Source organism: Pseudorhodoferax sp. Leaf265, assembly GCF_001422365.1.
Lineage (GTDB): Bacteria > Pseudomonadota > Gammaproteobacteria > Burkholderiales > Burkholderiaceae_C > Pseudorhodoferax.
Genome location: NZ_LMMT01000011.1, coordinates 87,492 through 101,394 on the forward strand (window position 1 = coordinate 87,492; position 13,903 = coordinate 101,394).

10 protein-coding genes are annotated in these 13,903 nt (G+C 71.5%); 6 read left to right on the forward strand and 4 right to left on the reverse strand.

The annotated features are described in order from the left end of the window. The first annotated feature begins 88 nt into the window (after nucleotides 1–88). Nucleotides 89–775, forward strand: coding sequence for a TetR/AcrR family transcriptional regulator (locus ASF45_RS11380; protein ID WP_056661682.1), 687 nt, complete (start codon nucleotides 89–91; stop codon nucleotides 773–775). Here ASF45_RS11380 and ASF45_RS11385 read toward each other — a convergent pair. Further along, complete coding sequence (locus ASF45_RS11385; RefSeq protein WP_056661685.1) at nucleotides 735–2,036, reverse strand: type II toxin-antitoxin system HipA family toxin; 1,302 nt, start codon at nucleotides 2,034–2,036, stop codon at nucleotides 735–737. The two genes, ASF45_RS11380 and ASF45_RS11385, sit on opposite strands and share 41 nt — an antisense overlap. After that, nucleotides 2,033–2,350, reverse strand: coding sequence for a helix-turn-helix transcriptional regulator (locus ASF45_RS11390; RefSeq protein WP_369802115.1), 318 nt, complete (start codon nucleotides 2,348–2,350; stop codon nucleotides 2,033–2,035). The genes ASF45_RS11385 and ASF45_RS11390 overlap by 4 nt, the downstream gene beginning before the upstream one ends. Before the next feature lie 222 nt (nucleotides 2,351–2,572). Between ASF45_RS11390 and clsB the strand changes: the two genes are divergently transcribed. The 5 genes from clsB (at nucleotide 2,573) to ASF45_RS11415 (ending at nucleotide 9,113) form a co-directional block, all read left to right on the forward strand. Then, on the forward strand, nucleotides 2,573–3,829 hold the full coding sequence (clsB, locus tag ASF45_RS11395; protein ID WP_056661686.1) for a cardiolipin synthase ClsB: 1,257 nt from the start codon (nucleotides 2,573–2,575) through the stop codon (nucleotides 3,827–3,829). Further along, a complete protein-coding gene (locus ASF45_RS11400) occupies nucleotides 3,826–4,806 on the forward strand; it encodes a lysylphosphatidylglycerol synthase domain-containing protein (RefSeq protein WP_056661687.1) in 981 nt (326 codons plus the stop codon). Before clsB ends, ASF45_RS11400 begins: the two co-directional genes overlap by 4 nt. Then, nucleotides 4,803–5,546, forward strand: a complete 744-nt coding sequence (gene otsB, locus ASF45_RS11405; RefSeq protein ID WP_056661692.1) for a trehalose-phosphatase — start codon at nucleotides 4,803–4,805, stop codon at nucleotides 5,544–5,546. The genes ASF45_RS11400 and otsB overlap by 4 nt, the downstream gene beginning before the upstream one ends. A gap of 43 nt (nucleotides 5,547–5,589) precedes the next feature. Then, a complete protein-coding gene (locus ASF45_RS11410; RefSeq protein ID WP_056661694.1) occupies nucleotides 5,590–7,014 on the forward strand; it encodes a trehalose-6-phosphate synthase in 1,425 nt (474 codons plus the stop codon). Between the two features lie 83 nt (nucleotides 7,015–7,097). Beyond that, a complete protein-coding gene (locus ASF45_RS11415; RefSeq protein ID WP_082550956.1) occupies nucleotides 7,098–9,113 on the forward strand; it encodes a diguanylate cyclase domain-containing protein in 2,016 nt (671 codons plus the stop codon). Here the strand turns inward: ASF45_RS11415 and treY are convergent. Then, nucleotides 9,103–12,033 (reverse strand): malto-oligosyltrehalose synthase, encoded by a 2,931-nt coding sequence (treY, locus tag ASF45_RS11420; RefSeq protein ID WP_056661706.1) that lies wholly within the window; start codon nucleotides 12,031–12,033, stop codon nucleotides 9,103–9,105. The two genes, ASF45_RS11415 and treY, sit on opposite strands and share 11 nt — an antisense overlap. Next, entirely contained in the window at nucleotides 12,030–13,793 is a 1,764-nt protein-coding gene (gene treZ / locus ASF45_RS11425) for a malto-oligosyltrehalose trehalohydrolase (RefSeq protein WP_056661708.1), read from the reverse strand. The genes treY and treZ overlap by 4 nt, the downstream gene beginning before the upstream one ends. Nucleotides 13,794–13,903: the final 110 nt, after the last annotated feature.

Below are 13,903 nucleotides of genomic sequence, written 5' to 3' on the forward strand. Positions count from 1 at the left end.
ATTTAAAGCTTACATTACAGGTCACATGCAACATGCAAGTGTCGGGCCACCGGGCTGGAACGCCGTGACCACACCCGACAATGCCCCGATGCCCGACCAGCTCCCGAGAACCCGCCGCACCCAGGCCAGCCGCTCCACCGAAACGCGCCAGCGCGTGATGGACACGGCGGTCGCGCTGATCAGTGAGCGCAGCTTCCAGGCCGCCACGGTGTTCGAGATCGCCAAGCGCGCCGGCGTCACCACGGGCGCCGTGCAGCACCATTTCCCGAGCAAGGCCGACCTGATCCTGAGCCTGATCGACCACCTGGGCACGCTGCCCATCGAAAGCGGCGGCATCTGGCCTGCCCCCACCGTGCCGCTGGCCGAACGCGCCGAGGCCTTCGTGCAGGCCCTGTGGCTGCGCTCGTACGAGCCGGCGCGCTTCCTGGTCGCCTGGTCGGTCTACTTCGGCTGCGCCGGTGAACCGGCGGTGCTGCAACACGTGGGCCAGCGGCGCGACGCGATGACGGCTCGGCTGCACACGCGCTTCGCCGAGATGTTTCCGGAAGCCGGCGGGGGCGAAGGCTGCCAGACCCTGGTGGACACGCTGCTGTCCTGCCTGCGTGGCCTGGGCGTGGGCCGCACCTTCGGCGCCGACGCGCAGGCCGAAGCCCGGCAGCTGCGCTTCATCGCAGGCATGGTGGTGCAGCACTGCGCCAGCGTGGCGCCCGCCGCGGCCGGCCAGGCCCGCACCGTCAAGCCGCCAGCGCGACGCCGCCCGCCAGCCGCTCGCTGACCGCCGCGCGCACTGCCGGCGGCACCTCCTGCAGCAGCGCCGGCCAATCGGCCTGGGCCTGGCGCACCAGCTGGCGCGCGATGCGCAGCAGATTCGGCACGCGCAGCAGCCGCGCGGCCTTGAGCATGGCCTCCAGCTGGTCCCAGCCGAAGGCGCGCAGCCGCGTGTCGATGGCGCGGTTGACGGCGTAGTCGTTGGGGCCGACCTCGGCGAACAGCGCGCTCACGCAGACCGGGTCGTACAGCGGCGCCAGCACGGGCTGGCGCGCGTCGGGGTACAGCAGCGCCCAGTTCTTGAGGTGGGCGTCGGTGTTGCCCATCAGGATGAAGGCGACGAAGCGCCCCAGGAACTCGCGCACGTCGGCCACCGGCCGGGCCGAGTAGCGGTCCAGCACCTGCAGCATGGTGGCGTAGTCGCGCACCATCTCCCGGCCGTACTTGTGCTGCGGCGGGTACTGCAGCGCCTGGGCGAACTCCTCCATGTGGATGCGCTGCCCGTCGGGCCCGCGGTCGAAGCGCGGCACGGCCAGGATCTGCGCGAACGGCAGTTGCTCGGGCAGTTCGGCGTCGGCACGCGAGATGACGCGGGCCTGGGCGCAGGACAGGCCCAGCGCCTCGCACAGCCGGTAGCCCGCCATCTCGTTGGCCACCAATTCGGGGTGCCGCGCGGTCGGCAACTTGAGGATGAAGGAACCGGCCTGGCCATGCCGGCGCACGACGTAGCGCCGGCCGTCCTGCACGGCCGAGAACTTGGTCACCACGCCGGGCAAGGCCGCCGCGTCCTCCACCGGTTCCTCGACGAAGCCGGGCTCCAGCACGTCCAGGCCCAGCGCCGTGTGCCAGTGGCGCACCACGTCGGGGATGCCCTCGCGCGCAGGCACGGGCTCGACCTCGATGGCGCCCATGAGGTCGTGGCCGGCGGCGGCCAGCAGCTCGAACTCATCGTCGGGGCTGCAGCGGCGCTCGCGCGCCAGCCGCTCGCGGTTGTGGCCCTCGGGCAGCAGGTTGGCGAACCACGGCGGCCAGCGCCCGCCCAACTGCACCAGGCGCGCGTCGTGCGGCGCGGCGAGGATGGCGCGCGTGTCCTCCTCGCGCGCGCCGCGCAGGGCCAGCGACAGCGTGGGGCGCGCCGGATCGGCGATGTAGTCGGCGTCGAACGAAGCGCGCAGGATGTCGCCGTACTGCGAGAGGTAGCCGATCGCCCTGCGGCTGCGGTCCGGCAGGTGCAGGTGCATGCGCAGGTAGCGGATCGCGGTGCTCACCCAGGCGTCCCGTCGTGCTGGCGGCCGATGGCGTCGACCACCGACGGCGGCGCCCCGGCCCCCGCGGGCTGGCCCAGCAGGCGCCCTCCTGCACGGACAAAGGCCTCCAGCTCGGGCCGCAGCACGGACGGCACGGCCAAGGCTTCCAGGCCCAGCACCCGCCCCATCTCCAGCAGCGAGGACAGACGCGGATCGATGTCTCCGCTCTCGATGCGCTGGACAGTCATGCGCGACAGGCCAGCCGCTTCGGCCAGGGCGGCCTGGGTCATGCCCATGCGTTTGCGGGCTTCGGCCAACTGGGCAACGATACTCATAGAAATGATCTTTTCAAATAAAAAGCGTAGCCATTGTATCTTCAAACACCAAAATTGCTCGGTGAAATATGCATTTTCTTTAAAAAGCATATTTTAACTAGCATTTTCACGCCATTGACCCATGTCAAGGCGTCGCGGCACAGCCCCAGCCGCCCTTGTCCTACAAGAGCGCGGACGGCTGCGGGGTACACCTGAACCCTGTCCCTTGTCACACCACCACCCATGAACGCGACGCGCTGGACCAGCGGCAACGAGTTGGAACTCCTGGAGAACGGCGAGCAGTTCTTCCCGCGCGTGTTCGACGCCATCGCGAACGCCCGCCAGGAGGTGGTGCTGGAGACCTTCATCCTGTTCGAGGACAAGGTCGGCCTGGCCTTGCACGAGGCACTGCTGACCGCCGCGAAACGCGGCGTGCAGATCGACGTGACGATCGACGGCTTCGGTTCGCCCGACCTGTCGGACCGCTTCGTCGGCAGCCTGTGCGAGGCCGGGGTGCGCGTGCATGTGTTCGATCCGGGCCTGCGCATCTGGAAATGGCGCACCAACATGCTGCGCCGCATGCACCGCAAGATCGTGGTGGTCGATGCGGAAGTGGCCTTCATCGGCGGCATCAACTACTCGGCTGACCACCTGATGGACTTCGGGCCCCAGGCCAAGCAGGACTATTCGGTGCGCATCCGCGGCCCCCTGGTCGGCGACATCCACCGCTTCGTGCACGCCATGCTGGCCGAGGGCCTGCGCCACCAGCAGGGTGTGCGCCGCTGGTTCCGCCACCGGCCGATGATGCGCCAGCGCGCCCGCGCGCTGCCGCCGGCCGGCGACGCCCAGGCCATGCTGGTCACGCGCGACAACACGCGCCACACCAACGACATCGAGCGCTACTACCGGCTCGCCATCCGCGGCGCACGCGAGCACGTGACGATTGCCAACGCCTATTTCTTCCCCGGCTACCGGCTGATCCGCGAACTGCGCCGCGCCGCCCGGCGCGGCGTGCAGGTGCGCCTGATTTTGCAGGGCGAGCCCGACATGCCCATCGTCAAGGTGGCGGCGCGCATGCTCTACCACCACCTGGTGCGCGCTGGCGTGGAGGTCTATGAATACTGCGAACGCCCGCTGCACGGCAAAGTGGCGCTGGTGGACGACCGCTGGGCCACCGTGGGCTCGAGCAACCTGGATCCGCTGAGCCTGGCGCTGAACCTGGAAGCCAATGTGCTGATCCACGACCGCGCGTTCAACCAGACCCTGCGCGAACGGCTGGACCACCTCGTGGACAACGCCTGCCAGCAGATCGACCGCGACACCATCGGCGAACCCAGCGGCTGGCAGCTGTTGCGCAGCTATGTGGTGTTCCATGTGCTGCGCCGCTACCCCGGCTGGCTCGGCGGCCTGCCGCGCCACGTCCCCAAGCTGGTGCCCGCGCTGGAGAGCGATGGCCTGGTGGAAGCCTGCCCCACGGCAGCGCGCGAGGCGGCACGATGAGCGCCGTGGCGGCCGGCACCGTGGCGCGGCGCCCTGCCCTGCGGACGCGCCCCTGGTGGCCATGGCTGCGCAAGGCCTTCTGGCTGGCCTTCTTCGCGCTGCTGGGCTACCTGCTGGTCAGCCAGGCGCGCAGCATTGCCTGGGACGAGGTCGCCCAGACGCTGCGCGCGCTGCCCCTGCCCGTCCTGCTGGCGGCCGGCGGCCTCGCCTTCGCGAGCCACCTGCTCTATTCCACCTTCGACCTGCTGGGCCGGCGCGCCGTGGGCCACCGCCTGCCCGCGCCCCAGGTCATGCTGGTCACCTTCATCAGCTACGCCTTCAATCTCAACATGGGTGCCCTGGTCGGCGGCGTGGCCTCGCGCTACCGGCTGTACGGGCGGCTGGGCCTGGACGAGATGCAGGTCACGCGCGTCATGGCCGTCAGCATGGTCACCAACTGGCTGGGCTACCTGCTGCTGGGCGGCCTGGCGTTCGCGCTGTTCCCGCTCACCCTGCCGGCCGAATGGGACATCAGCGACGCCGTGCTGCAGATCGCAGGCGGCCTGTTGGCCGCCGTGGCCCTGGGCTATGTGGCGGCCTGCGCCTTCTCGCGCAAGCGCAGCCTCGCGCTGCGCGGCCAGACCTTCACGCTGCCTTCGGGCCGCACGGCGCTGCTGCAGCTGGCCATGTCCTGCCTGAACTGGTCGCTGATCGCCGGCACCATCTTCGTGCTGCTGCAGGGCCAGGTGGACTATGTGACCGTGCTCACCGTGCTGCTGCTGGCCGCCGTGGCCGGCGTCGTCACCCACGTGCCGGCCGGGCTGGGCGTGCTGGAGGCGGTGTTCGTCGCCCTGCTCGGCACGCAAATTGCGCCCGCCCAGCTGATCGGCACGCTGCTGGCCTACCGCGCGCTGTACTACCTGGCGCCGCTGGCGCTGGCCGTGCTCTGCTTCCTGTTCCTCGAGATTCGCCACAAGGCCCCCGCCCGCAACGCATGACCCAGGCCACCGACTTCTCCTTCGCCCCGCTGCTGGACGCCGACGCGTCCGCCCTGTTCCTGGACTTCGACGGCACGCTGGTCGAGCTGGCGCCCGAGCCCGACGCCATCGTGATCCCGCCCGACCTGGTGCCGCTGCTGGCCGCGCTCCGCGAGAGGCTGGGCGGCGCACTGGCGGTGGTCTCCGGCCGCTCGGTCGGCGCCATCGACACCTTCCTGCACCCGCTGGACCTGCCGGCCGCCGGCGTGCACGGCAGCGAGCGCCGCGCCGCCGACGGCAACCTCGTGCTGCTGCCCACGCCCTCGCTGGACACCGTGGAGCAGGCCGCGGCGCAGCTGCTGCACGACCACCCGGCCCTGGCCGTGGAGCCCAAGCGCGGCGCCGTGGCGCTGCACTACCGCCAGGCGCCCCAGCTCCAGGACCTGTGCCGGCGCACCATGGAGGCGGCCGTCGCGGCCTCGCCGGGCGTCACGCTGCTGCACGGCAAGATGGTGTTCGAGGCCAAGTCTTCGCTGGCCAACAAGGGCAAGGCGCTCGGCGCCTTCCTCGAGGAGGCGCCCTTCGCCGGCCGCAAGCCGGTGTTCCTGGGCGACGACACCACCGACGAGCCCGGCTTCCAGGTCGCCCAGCAGCTGGGCGGCGTGGGCATCAAGGTCGGCCCGGGCGAAACGCTGGCGCAGCACCGCATCGCCGGCCCCGCCGCCGTGCGCGCCGGGCTCGCCGCCTGGCTCGCCCGCTGATCCGCTCCTCCCTTCCAACGCCAGCCAAGAAAAGGAACAACGCGTGGCCCGTCTCGTGTGCATCTCCAACCGTGTCGCCGACCCCCGCAAGACCGAGGCCGGCGGCCTCGCCGTGGCCCTGTCGGGCGCCTTGCAGGCCAACGGCGGCATGTGGTTCGGCTGGAGCGGCAAGATCCTGCCGGAGGACGGTGCCACGCCGCCCGACACGCCCGTGCACCAGCAGCAGGCCGGCAATGTCACGCTGGCCACGCTGGACCTCTCGCAATGGGACCACGACGCCTACTACCTGGGCTACTCCAACGCCGTGCTGTGGCCGGTGTTCCACTACCGCCTGGACCTGGCGGACTTCGACGCCGGCTACATCGACGGCTACCGCCGCGTGAACCAGCTGTTCGCGGCCAAGCTCATGCCGCTGTTGAAAGAAGACGATATCGTCTGGGTCCACGACTACCACCTGATCCCGCTGGCCAGCGAGCTGCGCGCGCTGGGCTGCCGCAACAGGATCGGCTTCTTCCTGCACATCCCGCTGCCGCCGCCGCAGATCTTCACGGCCATTCCCGCGCACGACTGGCTGGCGCAGGCCCTGTTCGCCTACGACCTGGTGGGCTTCCAGAGCGAGGCCGACCTGGAGCACTTCAACCGCTACGCCGCCACCGAAGCGCGCGCCGAAGACCGCGACGGCGATGGCCGCCGCTGGCGTGCCTTCGGCCGCACGCTGCGCACGGCAGCGTTCCCGATCGGCATCGACGTGGAAGAGTTCGACATGCTCACCCATGCGCACGACGCCACCGAGATGTACCGCCGCATGCGCGAGGAATACTCGCGCCGCCAGCTGCTCGTGGGCGTGGACCGGCTCGACTACTCCAAGGGCCTGCCGCAGCGGCTGCGCGCCTTCCGCGAGCTGCTGCGCCGGCACCCGGACAACATCCGCCGCGCCACGCTGATCCAGATCGCCGCACCCAGCCGCGAGGACGTGGACGCCTACGGCGACATCCTGCGCGAACTGGAAAGCCTGGCCGGCTCCATGAACGGCGACTTCGGCGAACTCGACTGGGTCCCCGTGCGCTACATGCACCGCACCATGGCCCGCAAGCGCCTGCCCGGGCTCTACCGCGCCGCGCGCGTGGCCCTGGTCACCCCGCTGCGTGACGGCATGAACCTCGTGGCCAAGGAGTTCGTCGCCGCGCAGGACCCCGAAGACCCCGGCGTGCTGGTGCTCTCGCGCTTCGCCGGCGCGGTCGAGCAGATGCGCGAAGGCGCGGTGCTGGTCAACCCCTACGACAGCACGGCCACGGCCGATGCCATCCAGTTCGCGCTGCAGTTGCCGCTGGTCGAACGCCGGCGCCGGCACCAGAACCTGATGGCCACGATCCGCCGCTTCGACGTGCACTGGTGGTGCCAGGCCTTCCTCGAGGAGCTGGCCACGGCCGACGCAGAGCAGACCGGGCCCGACTGGCTGCGCCTGTAGGGCCGCGTTTTTCCGCCAAGCTGCGGACGGCATGGTGCGCCCCCGCTTGACGCGCGCGCCAGGCCTTCCACAATCGCCGGCCAATGCAATCCCCGGAAACCGGCTCCGCCCCCCTGGAAGCTGCCCAGCGGCGGCGCGGGCCGGTGACGCTGTTGCGGCGGCGCAGCCACCGCGAGTGGGCGCTGTGGGCCCTGGCCTGGCTGCTCTTGCTGGCCCTGGCCTGGCATGTCAGCTGGCGCGCCCGCGAACACATCGTCGCGCAGGACATGCAGCGCCTGCAGGGACAGGCCCAGGCCGTCGAGATCCACCTCACCCGCCACCTGAAGGCCATCAGCGCAGCGCTGGCCGGCGCTGGCCAGCTGCTGCCGCAGGACCTGGCCGCCGCGCCTTCGGTGCCGTTCCCGTTGAAGCTGCTGGTCGACGCGATGCCGGGCGTTCGCGGCCTGCAGATCACCGACCGCGAAGGCCGCGTGGTGGCGGCCAGCCAGCCCGAACTGACGGACCGCGACGTCAGCGCACGGCCCTACTTCATGACCGTGCGCGACAGCGGCCATCCCGACACCCTGTATGTGTCGCCCCCATTTCGCTCGGTGCTCGGCAACTTCACCACCGTGCTGTCGCGCACGCTGCACGGCACGGACGGCAGTTTCTCCGGCGTGATCAGCGCCTCGTTCGATGTCGACTACTTCGAGATCGTGCTGCGTGCCTTGCTCTACGCCCCCGATGCACGCGCCACCATCGCGCACGGCGACGGGCCGATCATCGTGAGTTCGCCCCTGGAGGGCGCGCGCATCGGCTTCGACCTGAACCAGCCGGGCTCGCTGTTCCGCGTCCACATGCAAAGTGGGCGCATGCACAACCTGCTGCAGGGCGAGGTCGTCGGCACGTCCGAACTGCGCATGATGGCCTTGCGCGCCGTGGAGCCGGCGGCGCTGCTGCTGGACCGCCCGCTCGTGGTGTACATGAGCCGGCGCACCGACGCCGTGCTGGCCCCCTGGTGGGCCGCGCTGCGCACCGAGCTGCTGCTGCTGGCGCTGACCATGGCCGTCAGCGCCGTGTGGCTGCGCTGGCACCAGGGCCGGCGCTATCTGCAGGAACGCACCGAACGCAACGCCGCCCAGGCCGAACGCGAGAGCGCGCGCCGGCTGGAGTTCGGCCTGCGCGGTGCCGACCTGGGGCTGTGGGAATGGAACCTGGCCGACGACACCATCACCGTCAACGCGCGCGAGATGGAGATGCTGGGCTACCCCCCCACCGACGAGCCGCTGCGCGCGGAATTCTGGCGTGGCCTGATGCACCGCGACGACCAGGCCGAAGCCGAACAGGCCATCGCCGCGCACCTGCGCAACGAAACCCCGAGCTACCGGCTGGAGCACCGCTACCGCCACCGCGACGGCCACTGGCTCTGGGTGCTGACCCATGCCATGGTGATGCAGCGCAACGCCCGCGGCAAGCCGCTGCGCGTGGTCGGCACGCACCTGGACATCTCCGAGCGCAAGCGCTCGCAGCTGGAGCTCGAGCGCATGAACGCCCAGCTGGCCGCGCTGTCGCTGACCGACGGGCTCACGGGCGTGGCCAACCGCCGCCAGTTCGACCAGACGCTGGCGCTGGAATGGGCGCGCGGCCTGCGCAACCACCAGCCGCTGGCGCTGCTGATGCTCGATGTGGACCACTTCAAGCGCTACAACGACCACCTGGGCCACCCCGAAGGCGATGCCGCGCTGCGCGCCGTGGCCCAGATCCTGTCGGCCTGCCTGCGCACGCCGGTGGAAAAGCTCATGCGCTACGGCGGCGAGGAATTCGCGGTGCTGCTGATCGACGCCGATGCGCACGCCGGTTCCCGCGTCGCGCAGCGCTGCCTGGATGCGATCGCCCAGGCACGCTTGCCGCACCCGGACTCACCGCTGTCGCCCTGGATCAGCGTCAGCATCGGCGTGGCCAGCATGGTGCCCCAGCCCGAGCACGTGCACGAGCAGCTCGTGATGGCGGCCGATGCGGCGCTGTACCGCGCCAAGCAGCAGGGCCGCGCGCGCTACGAAACCGCCACCGGGGACGACGCGCTGAAGCGCCCGACCGGCATGCAGCCGCTCATGCCGTGACGGCCGGCTTGCGCGCATCGACCCAGTAGACCGCCACCGGCAGCGCCTGCAGCGCATCGGCCAGCCGCAGCGGCCCGCGCGGAAGCCGGCGCTGCACATGGCCCATGAGTTCCAACGCCGTCACGTCGCCGGCGCTGCCGTTCCAGTCCTTGAAGGCCGGCGTCAGGTCCACGCTCGCATCGCCCCAGCAGGCCTCGCCCACGGGCGCAGCATCAAAGCTCTTGAGCAGACGCGCAAACAGGCGCGCGGCCAACACCACGAGCAGGCCCGTCGGCGTGCGCCGCGCGTAGGCCACCACATGCTCGCGCGCGCGCCCGGTGCCGCGCAACGCGATGTAGCTGCCTTCGCGCAACAGGGCCGGGTCGTCGCGGCGCAGCGCCAGCAGCCGCCAGGTCGCCCAGAGCTTGAGCCGGCCATCGGCAGGCGTGGCCGACATGCGCGCCAGGCCCGCGAGCCGGTCGGGCTCGGCGGCCAGCAGCAGCGCCTCGTGCGCGGCCAGCGTGCCCTGGCGCTGCGCGTAGTCCACGGGCCGGCGGTTGTCGGGGTCGACCAGGCTCAGGTCCTGCATCTCGTTGCCCTGGTAGATGTCGGGCACGCCGGGCGAGGTGAACTTCAGCACCACCATCGACAGGCTGTTGAGTGCGCCGAACCAGGCCAGCTGTTTCGCCAGTGCACGCAGGTCCGACAGCGCGGGATTGGGCGCCAGCCGGCCCAGCAAACCGTCGATGAAGGCCTGCAGGGCCTGCTCGTAGTCCGCGTCGGGCCGCACCCAGCTCGTGCGCAGCTTGGCCTCGCGCGCGGCCTTGGCCATGTACTGGCCCATGCGCGCGCGCAGCGCGGCAAGGGTCTCGGCGTCGATCTCCCCGTCCGGCAGCACGCCCAGCAGCACCTGGTAGAGCAGCAGCTCGTCGTCGCGCGAGGGCGCGGTGCCGCTGGGCAGCTCGCGGCGCAGCGAGCGCGTGAGCTGGTGCCAGCGCATCAGGCCCAGCCGCCACAGCGCGGGCCGCTCGGACAGCACGGCGATGCGGTTGCGCACGTCCTCCGAACGCTTGTTGTCGTGCGTGGAGGTGGCCAGCATGGTGTGCGGCCAGCGCGCCGCGCGGTCGCTGCTGGCGCCATGGAAGGCCGCCAGCGTGAGGCCCTGAGCGGTCGGATCGCCGCCGACCTCGTTGAGCGAGACCAGTTGCAGGTAGCGGTAGAACACGCAGTCCTCCACGCCCTTGGCCGCCAGCGGCGCGCAGAACTGCTGGAAGCGCCACGCGAAGCGCCGCACCGGTAACAGCGCGTCGGCACCGCTGCCCTCGGTCGGCTCGCCCAGCAGGCAGGCGCGCAGGAAGTCGAACACGCTGGCGTCGGCAATGGCCGTGCGCCGGCGCGCCTGGGCGATGGCCCAGTCGATGAAGCGCCGGTCCTCCTCGCCCGCGGCATCGACCACATAGGTCCGGTAGACCGGCATGCCCGCAGCGGCCTCGGCCACCGCCGTGCGCAGCGTGGTAAAGCCGTAATCGCGCGTGCGCCGGTTGGCGCCCGCCACGCGCTTGAGCTGCGTGGCCAGCAGGTTGAGCTCGGCGCCGAGCGCACCGTAGGCCACGGCCAGCTTGGCGTCGAAGACCATGTCCTCCAGGCTGCCCTCGGCGCCCGTGAAGCCGCGCCAGACACGCTCCATGCGCGCGGCCTGGCTGCGGTCGCTGAACAGGCTGTTGAGCAGTGCACCGAAACGGTAGCCGGTGGTGCCGTGCAGGCGCCAGTCCGCAGGCAGGTCGGCATGGGCGGCCGTGATCTTCTCGGCCACCACGTAGAGCGGCAGCGCGTCCGCGGGCGCGGATTCGTCGGGCCGCAGCTGGGCCATCCTGCGCGCATGGCCGTCCTGCAGGCGCGCGAAGTACTGGGCCGGGTCGCGCAGGCCGTCGGGGTGGTCGATGCGCAGACCGTCGACGATGCCGGCGGCCGTGAGGTCCAGCGCCAGCGCGTGCGTGGCCTCGAACACATCCTCGGCCTCCACGCGCAGCGCGGCCAATTCGTTGATGTCGAAGAAGCGCCGGTAGTTGATCTCGTCGGCCGCCACGCGCCAGAAGCCCAGGCGCCAGGGCTGGGCTTCCAGCAGTGCGTGCAGCACGTCGTGGCCGGGCTCCTGGTTCAGGCGCTCCAGCGCGGCGGCGACGGCCGGGCCGGCGGCACGGCGCTGTGCCAGCAGCTCCTGCAGGCCCTGCCGCACCCGGCCCGCGGCCGCGGCACGCTCGCGTGCACCGGCGGCGCCGCGGTCCTCGCGCGGCGGCATGGCGTCGGCACGCTCGGCCAGCGCCGTGAGGCCCTCGGCCGTGTCGGCGTCCTCGGCCTGGTCGGCGGCCAGGCGCAGCACCGCGCCCCAGCTGGCCGGGTCGGTGGGGAATCCGTGCTCGAAGTAGCGCAGCACGAAGCGCCCGGCCTCGCCCTCCTCCTTCGCTTCCCAGGCCAGCTGCAGCTGGCCCTGGTCCAGCACCTCGCCGTAGGGCGCGCCCAGCACGGGCAACAGCACCTTGCCGGCCATGGCCGCATCCATCGGGCGCCAGTCGATGTCGAAGAAGCCGGCATAGGCCGAGGCCTGGCCGTGCGTGAGCACGTCGGACCACCAGGGGTTGTCGCTGCCGATCACGCCCATGTGGTTGGGCACGATGTCCAACAGCAGCTGCAGGCCCAGCGCGCGCGCGGCCAGCGCGAAGCGCTCGAAGCCTTCGCGGCCGCCGAGCTCGGGGTTGATCTCGCGCGGGTCGGCCACGTCGTAGCCGTGCATGCTGCCCGGCCGCGCGCGCGTGATCGGCGAGCAGTAGACATGGCTCACGCCGAGCGCCTGCAGGTAGGGCAGGACGGCCTGGGCGGCCGCGAAGTCGAAGTCCTTGTGCAGCTGCAGCCGGTAGGTGGCGCGGGGAATGGAGGCGGTCATGCGGGATGGAGGGTGACGCGGACGGACCAGGGCGGCAGGTCCGCCTCGGCATGGGTGCTGTAGATGGGCTGGCCTGCGGGCACCGGCACTGCGAGGGACTGGTCCTGCAGGTTGGCCTGCAGTTCCCAACGGGCGCCGCCGGCCAGTGGCCAGACCACGTGCACGAAGCCGCCCGTGCCCAGAGAACGGCCGCCGTGCGGCGCACCGGCCAGCCGCGGCACCAGGTGCGCGTGGCGCAGCGCGAGCAGGCGGCCCACCAGCGCCAGGCGCTCGCGGTGCGGCGAGGTCTCGCGCTCGGCCCAGCGCAGCTTGGACGCGGCGAAGGTGGCCGCGGCATTGGGGTCGGGGATGCGCGCCCGCGCGGCCTCGTCGGCGAAGGCCGCGAAGCGCTGGAACTCGGCACGCCGGCCCTGGCGCACGGCCTCGGCCAGTTCGCCCTGGAAGTCGCAGAAGAACAGGAAGGGCGTGGATGCCGCGAACTCCTCGCCCATGAACAGCATGGGGATGTGCGGCGCGAGCAGCAGGCAGGCGTAAAGCGCCTCCAGCTTGCGGGCATCGGCGAGCCGGTCCAGCCGCTCGCCCAGTGCGCGGTTGCCGACCTGGTCGTGGTTCTGCAGGAAGGAGATGAAGGCCGTGGGCGGCAGCGCGCCGCTGGACTCGCCGCGCGGCACGCCCAGGTGCGGCGAGACCTGGCCCTGGTAGACATAGCCTTCGGCCAGCGCGCGCCCGAACAGCGCGGCCGGGGCCTGCGCGTAGTCGGCATAGTAGCCATCGGTCTCGCCGGTCAGCAGCACGTGGGCGGCGTTGTGCAGGTCGTCGTTCCACTGCGCCGTGGCGGCGCCCGCAGGTCGCAGCCGCTGCGCCTGGTTGCGCTCGTTCTCCAGCACCAGGTGCACCTGGCGCTGCCGCCCCGGCCCCCGGGCGAGCGCCTGGGCGATCTCCTCGACGATGGGCAGCGTGGAGTCGTCGCGGATCTGGTGCACGGCGTCCAGCCGCAGACCGTCGCAATGAAATTCCTCGACCCAGTACAGCGCGTTGGCGACGAAGAAGGCGCGCACGGCCGCGTTGTGTTCGCCGTCGTAGTTGATGGCCGCGCCCCAGGGTGTCTGGTGCGCGGCGTTGAAGAACTGCGGGCAGTAGCCGTGCAGGTAGTTGCCGTCGGGGCCGAAGTGGTTGTAGACCACGTCGACGAGCACCATGAGGCCCAGTGCGTGGGCGCGGTCGACCAGTGCGCGCAGTTCGTCGGGCGTGCCGTAGCTGCTCTCGGGCGCGAACAGCAGCACGCCGTCGTAGCCCCAGTTGCGCCCGCCCGGCGTGTCCGCCAGCGGCATGAGTTCAATGGCCGTGATGCCCAGCGCCGCGAGTTCGGCCAGGCGCTCGGCGGCGGCGGCGAACGTGCCCGCCGGCGTGAAGGCGCCGACATGCAGCTCGTAGACGACCGCCTCGTGCCAGGGCCGGCCGCGCCAGGCGGCGTCGCGCCAGGCGTAGGTGCCCGGGTCGACCACGGCGCTCGCGCCATGCACGTCGTCGGGGTTGCAGCGCGAGGCCGCATCCGGCACCGGGGTGCCGCCATCGAAGCGGTAGCGGTAGCGCGTGCCCACACCAGCCTGTCCGACCACGGCTTCGTGCCAGCCATCGGCCAGCGCCTGCATGGCATGCGCGCCACCGGGCTCCAGCAGCACCTCGGCCTGGCGCGCACCGGGCGCCCAGACCCGGAATCGCACCCCGCCCGCGGCCAGGACCTGTGCACCGAAGTCCATCTCAGCTCTCCACAGCCACGCGCGCCACCCGCACGGCACGACACCGGCTCGCATGCAGCGGTTCGGAAGGCCGCGGAGCAGGCCATGCCAGCGGCCGGCGCGGAACTGGC